This window comes from Methylobacterium sp. Leaf118 (genome assembly GCF_920984675.1).
Lineage (GTDB): Bacteria > Pseudomonadota > Alphaproteobacteria > Rhizobiales > Beijerinckiaceae > Methylobacterium.
In genome coordinates this window covers 1-14109 of sequence record NZ_CAKLBV010000033.1, presented here as the reverse complement: position 1 = coordinate 14109, position 14109 = coordinate 1, and the positions used below count along the sequence as shown (strand labels likewise).

The 14109-nt window shown below is 70.6% G+C and carries 14 protein-coding genes; 6 read left to right on the top strand and 8 right to left on the bottom strand.

Annotated features, from left to right (window positions below; all coding sequences use genetic code 11):
• The first annotated feature begins 328 nt into the window (after positions 1 to 328).
• A complete protein-coding gene (locus tag LW587_RS14710; RefSeq protein ID WP_232630341.1) occupies positions 329 to 511 on the top strand; it encodes a hypothetical protein in 183 nt (60 codons plus the stop codon).
• A gap of 11 nt (positions 512 to 522) precedes the next feature.
• Here LW587_RS14710 and LW587_RS14705 read toward each other — a convergent pair whose 3' ends face one another.
• Positions 523 to 1158 carry a glutathione S-transferase family protein gene (locus LW587_RS14705; protein WP_232630340.1) on the bottom strand — a complete coding sequence of 212 codons (636 nt, stop codon included), beginning with the start codon at positions 1156 to 1158 and terminating at the stop codon, positions 523 to 525.
• 74 nt (positions 1159 to 1232) lie between these two features.
• Between LW587_RS14705 and LW587_RS14700 the strand changes: the two genes are divergently transcribed.
• From LW587_RS14700 to LW587_RS14685, 4 genes are all read left to right on the top strand, one after another.
• The gene (locus tag LW587_RS14700; protein WP_232630339.1) at positions 1233 to 1916 is read left to right on the top strand and encodes a helix-turn-helix transcriptional regulator; all 684 of its coding nucleotides are present in this window, start codon (positions 1233 to 1235) and stop codon (positions 1914 to 1916) included.
• 106 nt (positions 1917 to 2022) lie between these two features.
• On the top strand, positions 2023 to 4698 hold the full coding sequence (gene alaS, locus LW587_RS14695; RefSeq protein WP_232630338.1) for an alanine--tRNA ligase: 2676 nt from the start codon (positions 2023 to 2025) through the stop codon (positions 4696 to 4698).
• Positions 4699 to 4983: 285 nt separating this feature from the next.
• Positions 4984 to 6048, top strand: a complete 1065-nt coding sequence (locus LW587_RS14690; RefSeq protein WP_232630337.1) for a zinc-binding metallopeptidase family protein — start codon at positions 4984 to 4986, stop codon at positions 6046 to 6048.
• Between the two features lie 282 nt (positions 6049 to 6330).
• Positions 6331 to 6615, top strand: a complete 285-nt coding sequence (locus tag LW587_RS14685; RefSeq protein ID WP_232630336.1) for a hypothetical protein — start codon at positions 6331 to 6333, stop codon at positions 6613 to 6615.
• Between the two features lie 71 nt (positions 6616 to 6686).
• Here the strand turns inward: LW587_RS14685 and LW587_RS14680 are convergent, their stop codons facing one another.
• The 7 genes from LW587_RS14680 to flgB all read right to left on the bottom strand — a co-directional run bounded on the left by LW587_RS14680 (position 6687) and on the right by flgB (position 13019).
• A complete protein-coding gene (locus LW587_RS14680) occupies positions 6687 to 9416 on the bottom strand; it encodes a response regulator (RefSeq protein ID WP_232630335.1) in 2730 nt (909 codons plus the stop codon).
• A 176-nt stretch (positions 9417 to 9592) separates the two neighbouring features.
• Positions 9593 to 10660, bottom strand: coding sequence for a flagellar biosynthesis protein FlhB (flhB, locus tag LW587_RS14675; protein WP_232630334.1), 1068 nt, complete (start codon positions 10658 to 10660; stop codon positions 9593 to 9595).
• Positions 10661 to 10674: 14 nt separating this feature from the next.
• Positions 10675 to 11451 carry a flagellar biosynthetic protein FliR gene (gene fliR, locus LW587_RS14670; RefSeq protein WP_232630333.1) on the bottom strand — a complete coding sequence of 259 codons (777 nt, stop codon included), beginning with the start codon at positions 11449 to 11451 and terminating at the stop codon, positions 10675 to 10677.
• 48 nt (positions 11452 to 11499) lie between these two features.
• On the bottom strand, positions 11500 to 11766 hold the full coding sequence (fliQ, locus tag LW587_RS14665; protein ID WP_232630332.1) for a flagellar biosynthesis protein FliQ: 267 nt from the start codon (positions 11764 to 11766) through the stop codon (positions 11500 to 11502).
• An 87-nt stretch (positions 11767 to 11853) separates the two neighbouring features.
• A complete protein-coding gene (gene fliE / locus LW587_RS14660) occupies positions 11854 to 12168 on the bottom strand; it encodes a flagellar hook-basal body complex protein FliE (protein ID WP_232630331.1) in 315 nt (104 codons plus the stop codon).
• 5 nt (positions 12169 to 12173) lie between these two features.
• Complete coding sequence (gene flgC / locus LW587_RS14655) at positions 12174 to 12584, bottom strand: flagellar basal body rod protein FlgC (protein WP_232630330.1); 411 nt, start codon at positions 12582 to 12584, stop codon at positions 12174 to 12176.
• A 12-nt stretch (positions 12585 to 12596) separates the two neighbouring features.
• The gene (gene flgB, locus LW587_RS14650) at positions 12597 to 13019 is read right to left on the bottom strand and encodes a flagellar basal body rod protein FlgB (RefSeq protein ID WP_232630329.1); all 423 of its coding nucleotides are present in this window, start codon (positions 13017 to 13019) and stop codon (positions 12597 to 12599) included.
• Positions 13020 to 13284: 265 nt separating this feature from the next.
• On the opposite strand from flgB, the gene LW587_RS14645 reads away from it, so the two are divergent.
• A partial coding sequence (locus LW587_RS14645; protein WP_269780334.1) for a flagellar biosynthetic protein FliO occupies positions 13285 to 14109 on the top strand: 825 nt, incomplete at its 3' end.

Here is a 14109-nt window from a genome sequence, read left to right as displayed (position 1 = left end):
GACTCGGAGAGCCGCGCCGCCCGCCCCGTGGCCCGCCCCACGCCGGTCGGATCGCGGCTTGCGATCGCGCACATCATCGCACCCACAATCGCCCTTGCATAATGTATACGCGGATTAAAGCGCCAAACCGCCTTCAGTCCTTTCGTACTTTGGCAAATTGATCCCCGCACATCGGCTGTTCGTGGATTAAGCCTCTACCTTTCACGTCCATCATGGTAGCTACCGAATGCGTAGCTACTCCAGAAACGACTTGGCCCGTCCTGAGGGACGGGCCCTTTCTGCGCGACATGGGATGCGTTTGTCGATTTCCACCCTGAATCAGAGGCAGATGCGGGCCTTGCAATGGCTCGCGGACCGGGACGAGCATCGCTGGATCGCGGTGGTCGAACGAGGTCCGTGCCGTACCACCCTCAACGCCCTCGTCCGCCGCGGCCTCGCGGTGCGCTCCTCCGCGAATGCCGACCACTACCGGCTGACGATGCAGGGGCGGGCGGTCAGCCCGACCCTGTGACGGGCGCCGGCTCATTCCAGAGCCGGCGCCCCTTCCCGGCGCGACCCTTGAGCCGCGTGCCGCGCATCGAAGGTCGCCGCGAAGCGGGCCCCGGGCCGGTCCATGCAGCGCGCGACCCAGGCGTCGATCACCGGCATGCCGGGCTTGCCGAACCAAGCATAGGGCGAGTGCAGCAGCAGGTCGGCCGCCGTGTAGCGCTCGCCGAGCAGGTAGGGCGTGGTCTCCAGCGCCGCGGCGAGACGGTCCTGCACCGCCTCCGCGCTGCGAAAGGTCCGGGCGAGGCCCGGATGTTCGATCCCCAGCGCCTGCAGCGTCAGGACCGGCTCGACCACGCCCGCGGACCACGCGAGCCAGCCGAGATAGGCGCCCCGCCGCGGATCGCCGGCGGGAACGCTCAGCCCGGCCTGCGGGAACAGCTCGGCGAGATGCTGGATGATCGCGCTCGATTCCCGCACCAGCACCCCGTCATGGTCGAGCAGCGGCACCTTGCCCTCCGGATGGGGGTTGCGCGGGTCGCGGGCGCCCGAGCCGTCCATGCGCGGGATGGTCACGACCTCGATGGCGACCGCATCGAGGGCATCGAGTTCGTGGAGGAGGGCGAGGATGCGCGTCGAGCGGCTCTGGGGCGCGTGGTACAGGGTGATCATCGGGAGGCTCCGGCTGGCGCGGTGACGGGGGCCGTTGTACCCCGGCCCTCCTGCCAGTTTCCGTCAGTTGCCCGATGGCCCGAACCGACCGGCTCTACCGGCTGCTCCATGCCATGCGCGTCCTCCCGGCCCCCGTCACCGCGGCGCGGCTCGCCGAGGAGACCGGCGTGTCGCTGCGTTCGCTCTATCGCGACATCGACAGCCTGCGGGCGGCCGGGGCCCGGATCGAGGGCGAGCGCGGCTACGGCTACCGGCTGATCGAGGACCCGGCATTGCCGCCGCAGACCTTCGATCGGATCGAGATCGAGGCGCTGGTGCTCGGCCTGTCCGAGGTGCGCCAGATGGGCGATCCGGCGCTCGCCGCAGCCGCGGCCTCCGTCCTCGCCAAGGTGGCCGCGACCCTGCCGGACCGGCTCGAGCCGCACCTGCTGCACGCGGTCTCCCAGGTGCGCCGGTTCGAGGCCCGCTTCCCGACGATCCCCGGGATGGAGACGATCCGGGCCGGGTGCTGGCGCGAGGAATCCCTGATCCTGCGCTACGCGGACGGGGACGGCGCGGTCACCGAGCGGGAGGTCCTGCCGCTCTCGATCGTCTATCTCGATCGCAAGATGACCCTCCTGGCCTGGTGCTGCCTGCGCGCGGCCTTCCGCAAGTTCCGGTTGGACCGGATCCAGGAGGTGCGCTTGGCGGGCACGAGCTTCCGGCCGCGCCGGGTGACGCTTCTGCGCAGCTATCTCGCCGCGCTTCAGGCCGGGTGACGAGCCGACGTGACTCGCACAGCTCCGGCCCGTATGAGGGCGCGAGACTTCCCGCCGTGCTGCCCTCAGCCGGTCCCCGACGCGACTTGATTTTCGAGCCTATCCGATGAGCGGCGTCAACGAGATCCGATCGACCTTCCTGGACTACTTCCGGGATGCCGGGCACACGGTGGTGCCGTCCTCCTCGCTGGTGCCGAAGAACGACCCGACATTGATGTTCACGAACGCCGGCATGGTGCAGTTCAAGAACGTCTTCACGGGGGTCGAGAAGCGTCCCTACGTCAAGGCGACCTCGTCGCAGAAGTGCGTCCGCGCCGGCGGCAAGCACAACGACCTCGACAACGTCGGCTACACCGCGCGCCACCACACCTTCTTCGAGATGCTCGGCAATTTCTCGTTCGGCGATTATTTCAAGGCCGACGCGATCGAACTGGCCTGGACGCTGATCACCAAGGAATTCGGGCTGTCGCCCGAGCGACTTCTGGTCACCGTCTATGCGGATGACGAGGAGGCGGCCGGACTTTGGAAGAAGATCGCCGGGTTCGACGACCACAAGATCATCCGGATCGGCACCTCGGACAATTTCTGGCAGATGGGCGACACCGGCCCCTGCGGGCCGTGCTCGGAGATCTTCATCGACCAGGGCCCGGCGCTCTCCGGCGGCCCCCCCGGCTCCCCGGACGAGGACGGCGACCGCTTCCTCGAATTCTGGAACCTCGTGTTCATGCAATACGAGCAGGTCGAGCCGGGCGCGCGCCATCCGCTGCCGCGGCCCTCGATCGACACCGGCATGGGCCTGGAGCGCATGGCCGCGATCCTCCAGGGCGTCCACTCGAACTACGACACCGACCTGTTCCGCGCCCTGATCGACGCGGTGGCGCATGCCGTGTCGAAGGCGCCCGAGCCGGCGACCCGGGCCTCCTACCGGGTCATCGCCGACCACCTGCGCTCGACCGCCTTCCTCATCGCCGACGGCGTGCTGCCCTCGAACGAGGGTCGCGGCTACGTGTTGCGCCGGATCATGCGCCGGGCCATGCGCCATCTCGAACTGCTCGGCGCCCGCGAGCCGGTGATGTACCGCCTCGTCCCCGCGCTGATGCGCGAGATGGGCCAGGCCTTCCCGGAACTCACCCGCAGCGAGGCGCTGATCTCCGAGACCCTGCGGCTGGAGGAGGGACGCTTCCGCCGCACGCTGGAGCGGGGCCTGTCGATTCTCGACGCCGAGAGCCGCGATCTCCGGGCCGGGCAGAACCTCTCGGGCGAGACCGCCTTCACCCTCTACGACACCTACGGCTTTCCCCTCGATCTCACGCAGGACGCCCTGAAGTCCCGCGGCATCGGCGTCGACACGGAGGCGTTCTCCGCCGCCATGCAGCGCCAGAAGCAGGCGGCCCGCGCCGCGTGGCAGGGCTCCGGCGAGGCCGCGACCGAGACGGTCTGGTTCGGCATCCGCGAGCGCACCGGCGCGACCGAATTCCTAGGCTACGATTCCGAGGCGGCGGAAGCCGTGGTCGGCGCCACCCTGCGCGAGGGCGCCGAGGTCGCGGCCTTGAAGGCCGGCGAGAGCGGCCTCGTGGTCGTCAACCAGACGCCGTTCTACGGCGAGTCCGGCGGTCAGGTCGGCGACATCGGCACGATCACCGGCCCCGGCCTCACGGCGCGGGTGACCGGGACCGAGAAAAAGCTCGGCGACCTGTTCGTGCACCACGTCACCGTGGAGGAGGGGACGCTCGCGGTCGGGGGCGCCGTGGAGCTGCGGGTCGATCACGCCCGCCGGGCCGCGATCCGCGCCAACCACTCCGCGACACACCTCCTGCACGAGGCCCTGCGCCAGGTGCTGGGCGACCACGTCGCCCAGAAGGGCTCCCTCGTCGCCCCCGAGCGCCTGCGCTTCGACATCAGCCATCCCAAGCCCATCGACGAGGCCGAGCTCACCCGCGTGGAGGAGATCGCCAACGCGGTGCTGCTCCAGAACGGTCCGGTCGTCACCAAGCTGATGGCGGTGGACGAGGCCATCGAATCCGGCGCCCGCGCCCTGTTCGGCGAGAAGTACGGCGACGAGGTGCGCGTCGTCTCCATGGGCCGTCCGGTCGACGACGAGGGACGCGAGGTCGAGGGGCGCCTGCCGAACTTCTCGATCGAGCTGTGCGGCGGAACCCACGTGTCGCAGCTCGGTGAGATCGGCCAGATCACCGTGCTCGGCGAGAGCGCGGTCGGCGCCGGCGTGCGCCGCATCGAGGCGATGACCGGCAGCGCGGCCCGCCGCCACCGGCAGGCCGAGAGCCGCACGTTGTCCGGGCTCGCGGGGCTGCTCAAGGCGCCCGTGGCCGACCTGCCCGACCGGCTCGCGACCCTCATCGAGGAGCGCCGCCGGCTCGAGAAGGACTTGGCCGACGCGCGCAAAAAGCTCGCCATGGGCGGCGGCGCGGGCGGGGGCGACGAGACCCGCGAGGTCGCCGGCGTCAAGCTGATGGCCCGGGTGGTCGAAGGCGTCGAGATGCGCGACCTCAAGGGGCTCGTCGACGAGGGCAAGAGCCGGATCGGCTCGGGCATCGTCGCCATCGTCGGCCTCGCCCCCGACGGCAAGGCCGGGCTCGTGGTCGGCGTCACCGAGGACCTGATCGGGCGCTACGACGCGGTCGGCCTCGTGCGGGCCGGGGCGGGCCATCTCGGCGGCAAGGGCGGCGGGGGACGGCGCGACATGGCCCAGGCCGGCGGCCCGGACGGCGCCGGGGCGGAGGCCGCGCTGACGGCCATCACCGAGGCACTGGCGGCGGCCTAACCCACCGAACCCGCGCGGGCGCCTTGGCGCCCCGGGGGCTACGAGGACCGAACCCTTCGTCAGGGGCGCTGCGACCGAGCGTTGCCGATCTCGTCGCGGGTCGGCGGCGCGGCCCTCGGCTTTCGCCTGCGGGATCGGATCACAAAAACTTCAACGCCCGCGGAACACCGGGGGCCGTGGCGACTTTGATGGCCGCCTCCTCTCCTGCCCGCCTCTTCCACCGCCGGTCTTGCATGCCCGTTGCATCGCCCGGCGCCTGGGCGTTCGCGAAAGATCTGTGATCCGATGAAGCTGTTTCGCTGTCAGGCCTGCGACAACGTCCTGTATTTCGAGAACCGAACCTGCCAGCGCTGCGGCCACCGCCTCGGATACCTGCCGCAGGCCGGCCGGCTCTCGGCGCTCGAGCCCGCGGGCGACAACAACGCGTGGCAACCGCTGGCGCTTCCCGAGAGCACGAGCTTCCTCTGCACCAACGCCGCCCACGACACCTGCAACTGGATGGTGCCGCCGGGCTCGACCGATGCGTTCTGCCTCGCCTGCCGCCACAACGGCACGGTGCCGGACGTGTCCGACCCGATGAACCTGCGGCGCTGGCACGAGATGGAACTGGCCAAGCACCGGCTGTTCTACACGCTCCTGCGCTGGAACCTGCCGCTCAAGACCCGCGCCGAGGATCCCGAGCACGGCCTGATCTTCAACTTCCTGGCCGACCCGCCCGCCGCCCACGGGCCCAAGGTGATGACGGGCCACGAGAACGGCGTCATCACGATCGCGCTGATCGAGGCGGACCCGGCCGAGCGGGAGAAGCGCCGCGCCAGCATGGGCGAGCCCTACCGCACCCTGCTCGGCCATTTCCGCCACGAGGTCGGCCACCATTACTGGGACATCCTGGTGCGGGACGCCGGCCGCCTCGACGCCTGCCGGGCGGTGTTCGGCGACGATTCCCAGGATTACGGCGCCGCGCTGCAGCGCCATTACGACCAGGGCCCGCCCGCCGATTGGCAGGAGCGGTTCGTCTCGGCCTACGCCACCACCCATCCCTGGGAGGACTTCGCCGAGACCTGGGCGCATTACCTCCACATCGTCGACACCCTGGAGATGGCGGCGGCCTTCGGCATGCAGGTGCAACCCGCGATCGATGTCTCGGGCCAGATGGCGGCGCGGATCGGCTTCGATCCCTACGCCGCGAGCACGATCGAGCAGATCGTCGATGCGTGGCTGCCCTTCGTCTTCGCCCTCAACAGCGTCAACCGCGCCATGGGCGAGAGCGACCTCTATCCGTTCGTGATCGCCCCGCCGGTGGTGCGCAAGCTCGGCTTCATCCACGACCTCGTCCACGGTCGGGTCTGACGGACGCCTGACGTCTCCACCGCCTCGTTCCGTCGATGGGCGGGCCTGGGCGGTGGACAGGCTTGGCGGTGGGCGGGCCGACTGATGGTGAGCCTTCGTTGGCCGCGCGAGGGCCGCCCCCCGATCGCCACCTGAGGCAGAGGCGTCGGGGCCTCTCGCAAAACGCCCACGCGTTCGTCGCGACCGACAAGAGGACGCCCGGTGATCGGGCGGCCTCCGAGGCGCATTTCGGGCCATCCCGGGCGGTCGGTTTCCGGCACATCGCCGACGCGCCGCAGTAACGTGGACCATAGCCGCCACGTACCGGTACTTTTCTACCAGACCGTCCGGTTCTATACGTTGAGAAATCGTGCGCGCGAGGCGGTGCCGGGCATGACGATCAGCGGGGATACGTTACGCGAAGTCCAACTGCTTCTGCGCGAGGCTCTCGCGAAGCTGGGCCCGGACGGGGCCTTCCGCCAGACCGTGCTGCTGCAGATGGCCCTGTGCGAGGTGGAACGTGATCTCGGTCCGCAAGGGTCGGACGAGGCCGATGCCTCCGACGGGCGCGCCGAACCGGGGGAATGACCCTCCGGCCGCCATCGCCATCAGCCTCGGGAGGCGCCGGTGGGGCGCACCCCTCGATCCGGCGAGGGCTCTCAATTGGCCATGGTCCGCTTTACGGTCTCGACCAGCTGCTTGAGGCTGAAGGGCTTGGGCAGGAAGTTGAAGGCCTCGCCCTCGGGCAGGTTCTTGCGGAAGGCGTCCTCGGCATAGCCCGAGACGAAGATCACCTTGAGGTCGGGCCGGTGCTTGCGCAGCTCGCGCAGCAGGGTGGGGCCGTCCATCTCGGGCATCACCACGTCGGAGACCACCACGTCGATGCCGTCGGCATGCTCCTCGATCAGGCGAAGGGCCTCGACCCCGGAGGCCGCTTCCAGAACCGTGTAGCCGCGGGCCGAGAGCGCCCGCGAATTGACTGCGCGCACCGGATCCTCGTCCTCGACCAGCAGCACCGTGCCCTGGCCGGTATGGTCGGCGCCGGGCTTGATCGGCTCGGATTTCGAAGTCCCCGCCGCGTCGCCCTGGCGCGCACCGTCACTGGCGGCCTTGCCCGGCCCCTCGGCGGTCTCGGAGCTCGACGGGGAGGCGGCCGCGCCCCCCTCGCCGGAGGCCGTGCGCGTCTCGTCCCGGGCGGAATCGCCCAGGGGCCGCGGGAGCGCCAGCGACCCGGCCTCCGGCAACGTCTCGATGCCGGGCTCGTGCCGGGGCAGATAGATGCGGAAGGTGGTGCCTTCGCCCACCGTCGACTGGACGTCGATGGCCCCGCCCGACTGGTTGACGATGCCGAACACCGTCGAGAGGCCCAAACCCGTGCCCTTGCCGATCTCCTTGGTGGTGAAGAACGGCTCGAAGATCTTCTGCAGCACGTCGGGCCGGATGCCCTCGCCGGTATCGGTCACCTCGATCATGACGTGGTCGCCCGCCGGGATGCCGACGGGACGCTCGACCTCGACCGAGCAGTTGGTGGTGCGGATCAGCAGGCGCCCGCCATTCGGCATCGCGTCGCGGGCGTTGACCGCGAGATTCACGATCACCTGCTCGAACTGGTTCACGTCCGCCTTGATCGGCCAGATCTCGCGGCCGTGGCGGAAATCGAGCTGCACGCGCTCGCCGAGCAGGCGCTTGAGCAGCAGCGTCAGGTCGGACAGGGCCTCGCCGACGTCCATGACTTCCGGCCGCAGGGTCTGACGGCGGGAGAAGGCCAGCAGCTGGCGCACCAGGGACGCGGCCCGGTTCGCGTTCTGCTTGATCTGCATGATGTCCTGGAAGGCGTGGTCGGTCGGCCTGTGGCTCGCGAGCAGCAGGTCCGAGTAGCCGATGATCGCCTGGAGGACGTTGTTGAAGTCGTGGGCGATGCCGCCGGCGAGCTGGCCCACCGTGTCCATCTTCTGGGTCTGGGCCACCTGCTGCTCGAGCTGGCGCTGGGCCGTGGTGTCGAGCGCGTAGAGGATCACCCGTTCGCGGTCGGCCTCGTTCTCGTCGGGATGCGCACCGTCGGCGTCCGACGGGCTCATCCAGACGCGGGCCGAGCGCTCGCCCTCGCCGGACAGGCCGACCTCGATCGGGTCGAGCCCGCCGAAGCCGTTGGCCGCCCGCGCCAGCGCCGCCTCGATCGTCCCGCGGTCGCGCTCCAGCACGGCGTCGCGCATCATCGGCTCGGGGGTCTCGCGGCCGGCTTCCTGGGCGGGCTGACGCGGCATGCCGGCGAAGAGGCGCACGAAGGAGGCGTTGGCGCGGATCACCCGGCCGTCCCGGTCGAGGGTCGCGATGGCGATCGGGCTCGAATTGAGGAAGCGGGCGAGCCGCACCTCGGCGGCGCGCTGCGGCTCGTCGGAATCCGAGCCCGCCGAGCGGTTGAGCACGAAGGTGCGCGACGGGCCCGGCGCCCCGTCCTGGCCATAGGCGACACGGTGATAGAGGCGGGTCGGCAGGGGCTGGCCGTTGCGGCGGCGCAGGTCGATGTCGAACCGGTCGGTGCGCACCTCGCCGGGCAGGCCCGGGGCGGCGGTGAGCACGTCGGCGCCCGGCGCGATCTCCAGGAGCTTGAGCCCGCCCGAGCCCACGGTCGCGAGGTCGTAGCCGAGCCAGGAGGCCAGGGTGGCGTTCATGTAGACGATGGCGCCCGCCGCATCGATCGAGAGGAAGCCGGCGGGGGCGTGGTCGAGATAGTCGATCGCGTGCTGGAGCTCCTGGAAGACGTTCTCCTGGCGCTCGCGCTCGTGCGTGATGTCGCTGACGGTCCACAGGGCGGCGGCGGCATGCGGCCGGGGAATCGGCCGCACGGCGATCCGGTACCACGCGAAATCCCGGTCGGCGGCCCCGCCCGGGGGCGGGGACATCCGGATCTCTTCGGTGTAGGCGCGTTCGTCCCGGGCCGCCTGGGCGAGGCGGTAGACGGCCTCGGACACTTCGGGTGCGCCCACGAAGATGCGCTCGATGGAGCGCAGGTTCGAGAAGTTGTCGCCACCGGCCAGGCGCATATAGGCCTCGTTGGCGTAGATCATCCGCCCGCTCTCCTCGACGACGAGCTTGCCGTCGGGGGCGGCGTCGGCGATGGCGCGGGTGATGTCGTCGCGGGAGGCCGGGCCGGCGAGCTGGATCGCCCCGATGGCGAGGGCGAACAGGAAGAACACGCCGGCCATGGCGAGCAGCGCCAGGAGGCCGAGGATCAGCGGCTGAGCCTGCTCGTTGGCGACGAAGGACAGGCCGACGGCGGCCCCGACGAGGAGGCCCGCCAGCAGCAGCAGCAGGCCGACCCGGCCCGGCCGTTCCGAACGGTCGATCGAGCCCGACGCCGGCACCGCTGGTCCGCTGACCTCAGCCATCAGGCCCTACCCATCCCTCGCGCCCAGCCTCCGGAGCCGTGCCCCGCGGCCCGAACGCGTGCATCCTAGCCCGACAATGGTGCATAAACCGTGGCATCTGAGGGACTTCCGCCGCGCCGTCGCGCGGCCGGGCCCATGTCGGGGTCCGATCTCGCAGCGTCCGGCGGGACATCCGCTCAGGCCGCCCGACGGCGCAGGCGAAGCACGAAACCGATCACCTCCGCAACCGCGCGGTAATGCTCGGCGGGGATCTCGTCGTCGACCTCGACGGTCGCGTGCAGGGCACGGGCCAGGGGCGGGTTCTCCAGCACCGGCACCCCGTGCTCGGCGGCGACCGCGCGGATGCGCAGGGCCAGGGAATCGACGCCCTTGGCGACGCAGACGGGCGCGGCCATGCCGGCCTCGTAGCGCAGGGCCACGGCGAAGTGGGTCGGGTTCGTCACCACCACGGTGGCGGTGGGGACGGCGGCCATCATCCGCTTCTTGGCCTTGGCCTGGCGCAGCTGGCGCTGGCGGCCCTTCACCTCGGGGCTGCCCTCCGTCTCCTTGTGCTCCTGCTTCATCTCCTCCTTGGACATCCGCAGCCGTGACCGCCACCGGTGGCGCTGGTAGAGCGCGTCGCCCAGCGCGATCACCGCGTAGACGGCGAGCATCCCGCCCATCATCTTGACGGCGAGGGCGAGCGTCACGGCGAGCGCCGCCCCGAGTTCGAGCTGGGCAAGGGATTCCGCCCGCCCACGCTCGGCCCAGAGGATCGCGCCGGCCACGACCCCGACCAGGGTGATCTTGGCCAATCCCTTCCCGAAATTGACCCAGGCCTCCATCCCGAACAGGCGCTTCATCCCGGCCATGGGCGAGATGCGGGAGAATTGGGGCGCGAGGCTCTGGGCCGTGAGGATCGGCCGGTGCTGCAGGAAGCCCGCCGCGAGGCCGGCGACCAGGGCGAGGCCGAGGGGGATGGCCAGGGCCTTGAGCCCGATCCAGGCGGCGCGGGTGGCCACGCCGAGATAGGTCGCCGGATCGCCGGGCATCGCGGCCGCGTGGACGAAGAAGCCGCGCATGTCGCGCGACAGGCTCTCCGCGATCGGCTTGGCCGAGACGATCAGGACGAGGGTCAGGGCGGCGAGGATGAAGAAGGTGTAGATTTCGGGCGAGTTCGGCACGTCGCCGCGCTCGATCGCCTGCTCGATGCGCCGGAAGGTCGGTTCTTCGGTCTTGTCTTCCTGGTCGGTCTCCTCGGCCACGGCTCAACGGTCCCTCAGCGCCCGACGAGCTGGCCCAGGGTGCGGCCGAGATCGTCCAGGAACAGGCCCATGAGCAGCCCCAGGGCGCCGGCCAGAATCAGCATGCCGAGGATCACCGAGGCCGGCACGCCGAGGAAGAACACCTGCAATTGCGGCATCAGGCGCGAGAGAACGCCGAGGCCGAGATTGAACAGGATCGCGAAGACGATGAACGGGCCGGCGATCCGCACGCCCAGCGCGAAGCTGCGGGCGAAGGCGTCCAGCGCCAGCTTGGCGGCGTCGCCCATCGCCGGCAGGCCGGTGGGGGGAATCGTGACGTAGCTGTGCCCGATCGCCTCCAGGGCGAGATGATGCAGGTCGGTGGCCAGGATCAGCGTGATGCCGAGCAGCGACAGAAAGTTGCCGATCGCCGCCTGCTGGCCGCCCATGGTCGGGTCCACCGTCATGGCGTAGGCGAGCCCGAGCTGCTGCGAGATGACGTTGCCGGCGGTCGTCAGGGCGGCGAGGACCATGCGCACGCACAGGCCCAGCATCAGCCCGATCAGGATCTCGCCGAACAGGAGCCCGATCAGCGCGGGCGGGGCGAGCGTCCCGTTGCCCATGGGCAGGAGCGGACGCACGGTCGGGAACAGCACCAGCGTGACGAGGAGCGCAAGGGCCAGCCGCAGGCGCGGCGAGACCAGCCCCTCGCCGACCCCCGGCATCAGCATGATCAGCGTGCCGACCCGGGCGAAGGTGAGCAGGTAGGCCGCGGCGAGCCCCGGCAGCAGCAGGTTGAGCGAGGTGTTCATCCCCGGCCATCCTGTAGCCCCGGTCTCCGCCTTGCGCGAGGGGCCGCATCAGCCGCCCGCGGCGATACGCGCGGCGATGCGGGCCATGTAGGCCGCCATGGCGTCGCCCATGAAGGGCAGCATCAGCAGCAGCACGCCGAACACGGTCACGATCTTGGGCACGTAGATCAGCGTCTGCTCCTGGATCTGGGTCAGCGCCTGGAACAGCGACACGACGAGGCCGACCACGAGGGCGACCAGCATCAGGGGGCCGGCCACCTTCAGGAACACGAAGATGCCGTCGCGGGCGATATCGAGGATGGCGAGGCCGGTCATGGTTTTCAGGATGTCCCGTCCAGGGGGATCGGTGCCGGGCCAGCGCTCTCCCTCGGGGACGGGAGAGCGATCAAGCTCGGGAAACAATCAGATCGGCATCCGCATGATCTCTTCGTAGGCCGAGATCACGCGGTCGCGCACCGCCACCAGCGTCTGGAGGGCGGTCTCGCTCTCGGCGACGGCGGTGACGACATCGACCACATTGGCCTTGCCCGCCGCGGCCGAGAAGGCGGCGCGGTCCGCCTGGGCGCCGCTCTGGGCCACGCCGTCGAGCGTCTGCTGCAGGAAGCCGGTGAATCCGTTGGCCGCGCCCGCCGCCTGGGCGGGTTTGGCGGCGGCCCCGGGGCGGGCGACGTTCTGGGCGGCGGCGTAGGCGCCTGCGGCGAAGGCGGAGGAGGTCATCGACGTCACGCCTTCAGGATCTCGAGGGTTCGGGAGATCATCCGCCGGGTCGCGGTGACCATGTTGAGGTTGGCCTCGTAGGAGCGCTGGGCCTCGCGCATGTCCATGTTCTCGATCAGCCCGTTGACATTGGGCAGGCGCACCTCGCCCCGGGCGTCGGCAGCGGGGTTGCCGGGGTCGTGCTTCGTGCGAAACGGCGAGGCGTCGCGGCGCACGCGGCCGGCCTCGATCACGTTGGCGTTCAGTTCCCGGTCGAACCGGCTCGCGAAGGTCGGGATCTTGCGCCGGTAGGGTTCGCCGCCGACGGAGGGGGCGGTCGAATCCGCGTTGGCGATGTTCTCGGCGATGATGCGCATCCGGCCCGACTGGGCCTTGAGGCCGGAGGCGGCGATGCCGATGCTCTTCAGGAAATCCATGGCCATCCTCGCTCAGCGCTTGCCGACGGCGATCTTCAGGGCGTCGAGGCTCTTCTGGTAGAGCGAGGCGACGAGCTGGTAGTCCGACTGGTTGTCGCCGGCCTTCATCATCTCCTCCTCCAGGTTCACGCCGTTGCCCGAGGGGCGGACCTCGAAGCCCTTGAAGCGGCGCGGGTCGGCGTTCGGACCGCCCTGCGCGGACAGGCCGAGATGGGCGACGTCGGTGCGGGCGAGCCCGTCGCCGCCGACCGCCGCCCCGACCGGCGGGGCGAGGCCCGCGGCGGTGCCGGTCCCGGCCGGCTCGGCGAGATCGCGCGGGCGGAAATTCGGCAGGTCGGCATTGGCGACGTTCTCGGCGAGCAATGCCTGGCGGGCCTGGTGCCAGTGCATCCGCGTGCGCAGCATGCCGAGGAGGGGCAGGTCGGTGAGGGACATGGGGGACCCGGGACCTCCGGCGGCCCGCGCCGGGAGGACGCGGGACCGGACCCGGCAGAAAGTGCCGCCCGCATGGTTAAGGAGGCGTTAAGCCGGCAATTTCTTCCCACCCATCGCGACACAGAGCCCGCCGGACGTCCGTTCCGGCACAACCAGCCTGTTAACGAAGCCTTCGGCTTTGTTGCGGCGTTCCCCCGTGGCGGCGATACTCCGGTCCGTGTCACGAGTGGGCCCGACCGGGCCCCGACTGCGAAAGTCGCCGGTCTTGCAAGCGTTCTTCAGTTCCGACGGCTCTTACGTCGTTCAGTTCGTAGTCCTCTTCATCGTCATCCTGATCCTGATGATCGGAGGATACCTTCTGCTGCGGCGCCTGACCGGGCGAAGCCTATCCCTCACGGCGGGCGCGGGGACTCGGGGGCGGCAGCCGCGGCTCGGCATCGTCGACATCTACGAACTCGACCGGCACCGGCAGCTCATCCTGCTGCGGCGGGACAATGTCGAGCATCTGCTCCTCGTCGGCGGGCCCAACGACGTGGTGATCGAGCGGCACATCCAGCGCGGCGCGGGCGCGCGCTACACCGCCGACGGCGCCCGCGAGCCCGAAGCGGACGGGCCGGACGCCCTCGACGGGCCCCGGGCCGAGCGCTTCCTCGACAGCCCGGCGCCACCGACCTTCACGATGCCCGAGGTCGTGCCACCCGACCTGCCCGGGGCCGAGCCGGTGCATCCGGAGCGCTCGCCCCCCCTCGATCCCGGCCTGTTCGAGCCGGAGGAGCCGTCGACCGAGCCCCCGGCACGGCCGGCCTCGGCGATGAGCCGCCTGATTCGCCGGACACCGCCGCCCCTGGCGACCCCGCGGCCCGAGCCCACGGCCGAACGTCCGCGCCCGGATGCGACCACACCGAGACCAACCCCGCCCGCCACGGCCCGCCTCCCGCAGGCCGCCGAGCCGATACCGGAGCCGCCCCCGGTGATCGCCGGGCGCGGGCCGCGGCCGGTCGATCCCTCGGTGCTCTCCGACATGGCGCGCCAGCTCCAGGTCGCGCTCAAGCGGCCGTCCTCCGCGGTGACGCCGCCCCCGGGCCTCTCC

Coding starts and splice junctions, on each gene's coding strand:
- LW587_RS14710 (WP_232630341.1), top strand. CDS start 329: ATGCGGGCCTTGCAATGGCTCGCGGACCGGGACGAGCATCGCTGGATC.
- LW587_RS14705 (WP_232630340.1), bottom strand. CDS start 1,158: ATGATCACCCTGTACCACGCGCCCCAGAGCCGCTCGACGCGCATCCTC.
- LW587_RS14700 (WP_232630339.1), top strand. CDS start 1,233: ATGGCCCGAACCGACCGGCTCTACCGGCTGCTCCATGCCATGCGCGTC.
- alaS (WP_232630338.1), top strand. CDS start 2,023: ATGAGCGGCGTCAACGAGATCCGATCGACCTTCCTGGACTACTTCCGG.
- LW587_RS14690 (WP_232630337.1), top strand. CDS start 4,984: ATGAAGCTGTTTCGCTGTCAGGCCTGCGACAACGTCCTGTATTTCGAG.
- LW587_RS14680 (WP_232630335.1), bottom strand. CDS start 9,416: ATGGCTGAGGTCAGCGGACCAGCGGTGCCGGCGTCGGGCTCGATCGAC.
- fliR (WP_232630333.1), bottom strand. CDS start 11,451: ATGAACACCTCGCTCAACCTGCTGCTGCCGGGGCTCGCCGCGGCCTAC.
- fliQ (WP_232630332.1), bottom strand. CDS start 11,766: ATGACCGGCCTCGCCATCCTCGATATCGCCCGCGACGGCATCTTCGTG.
- fliE (WP_232630331.1), bottom strand. CDS start 12,168: ATGACCTCCTCCGCCTTCGCCGCAGGCGCCTACGCCGCCGCCCAGAAC.
- flgC (WP_232630330.1), bottom strand. CDS start 12,584: ATGGATTTCCTGAAGAGCATCGGCATCGCCGCCTCCGGCCTCAAGGCC.
- flgB (WP_232630329.1), bottom strand. CDS start 13,019: ATGTCCCTCACCGACCTGCCCCTCCTCGGCATGCTGCGCACGCGGATG.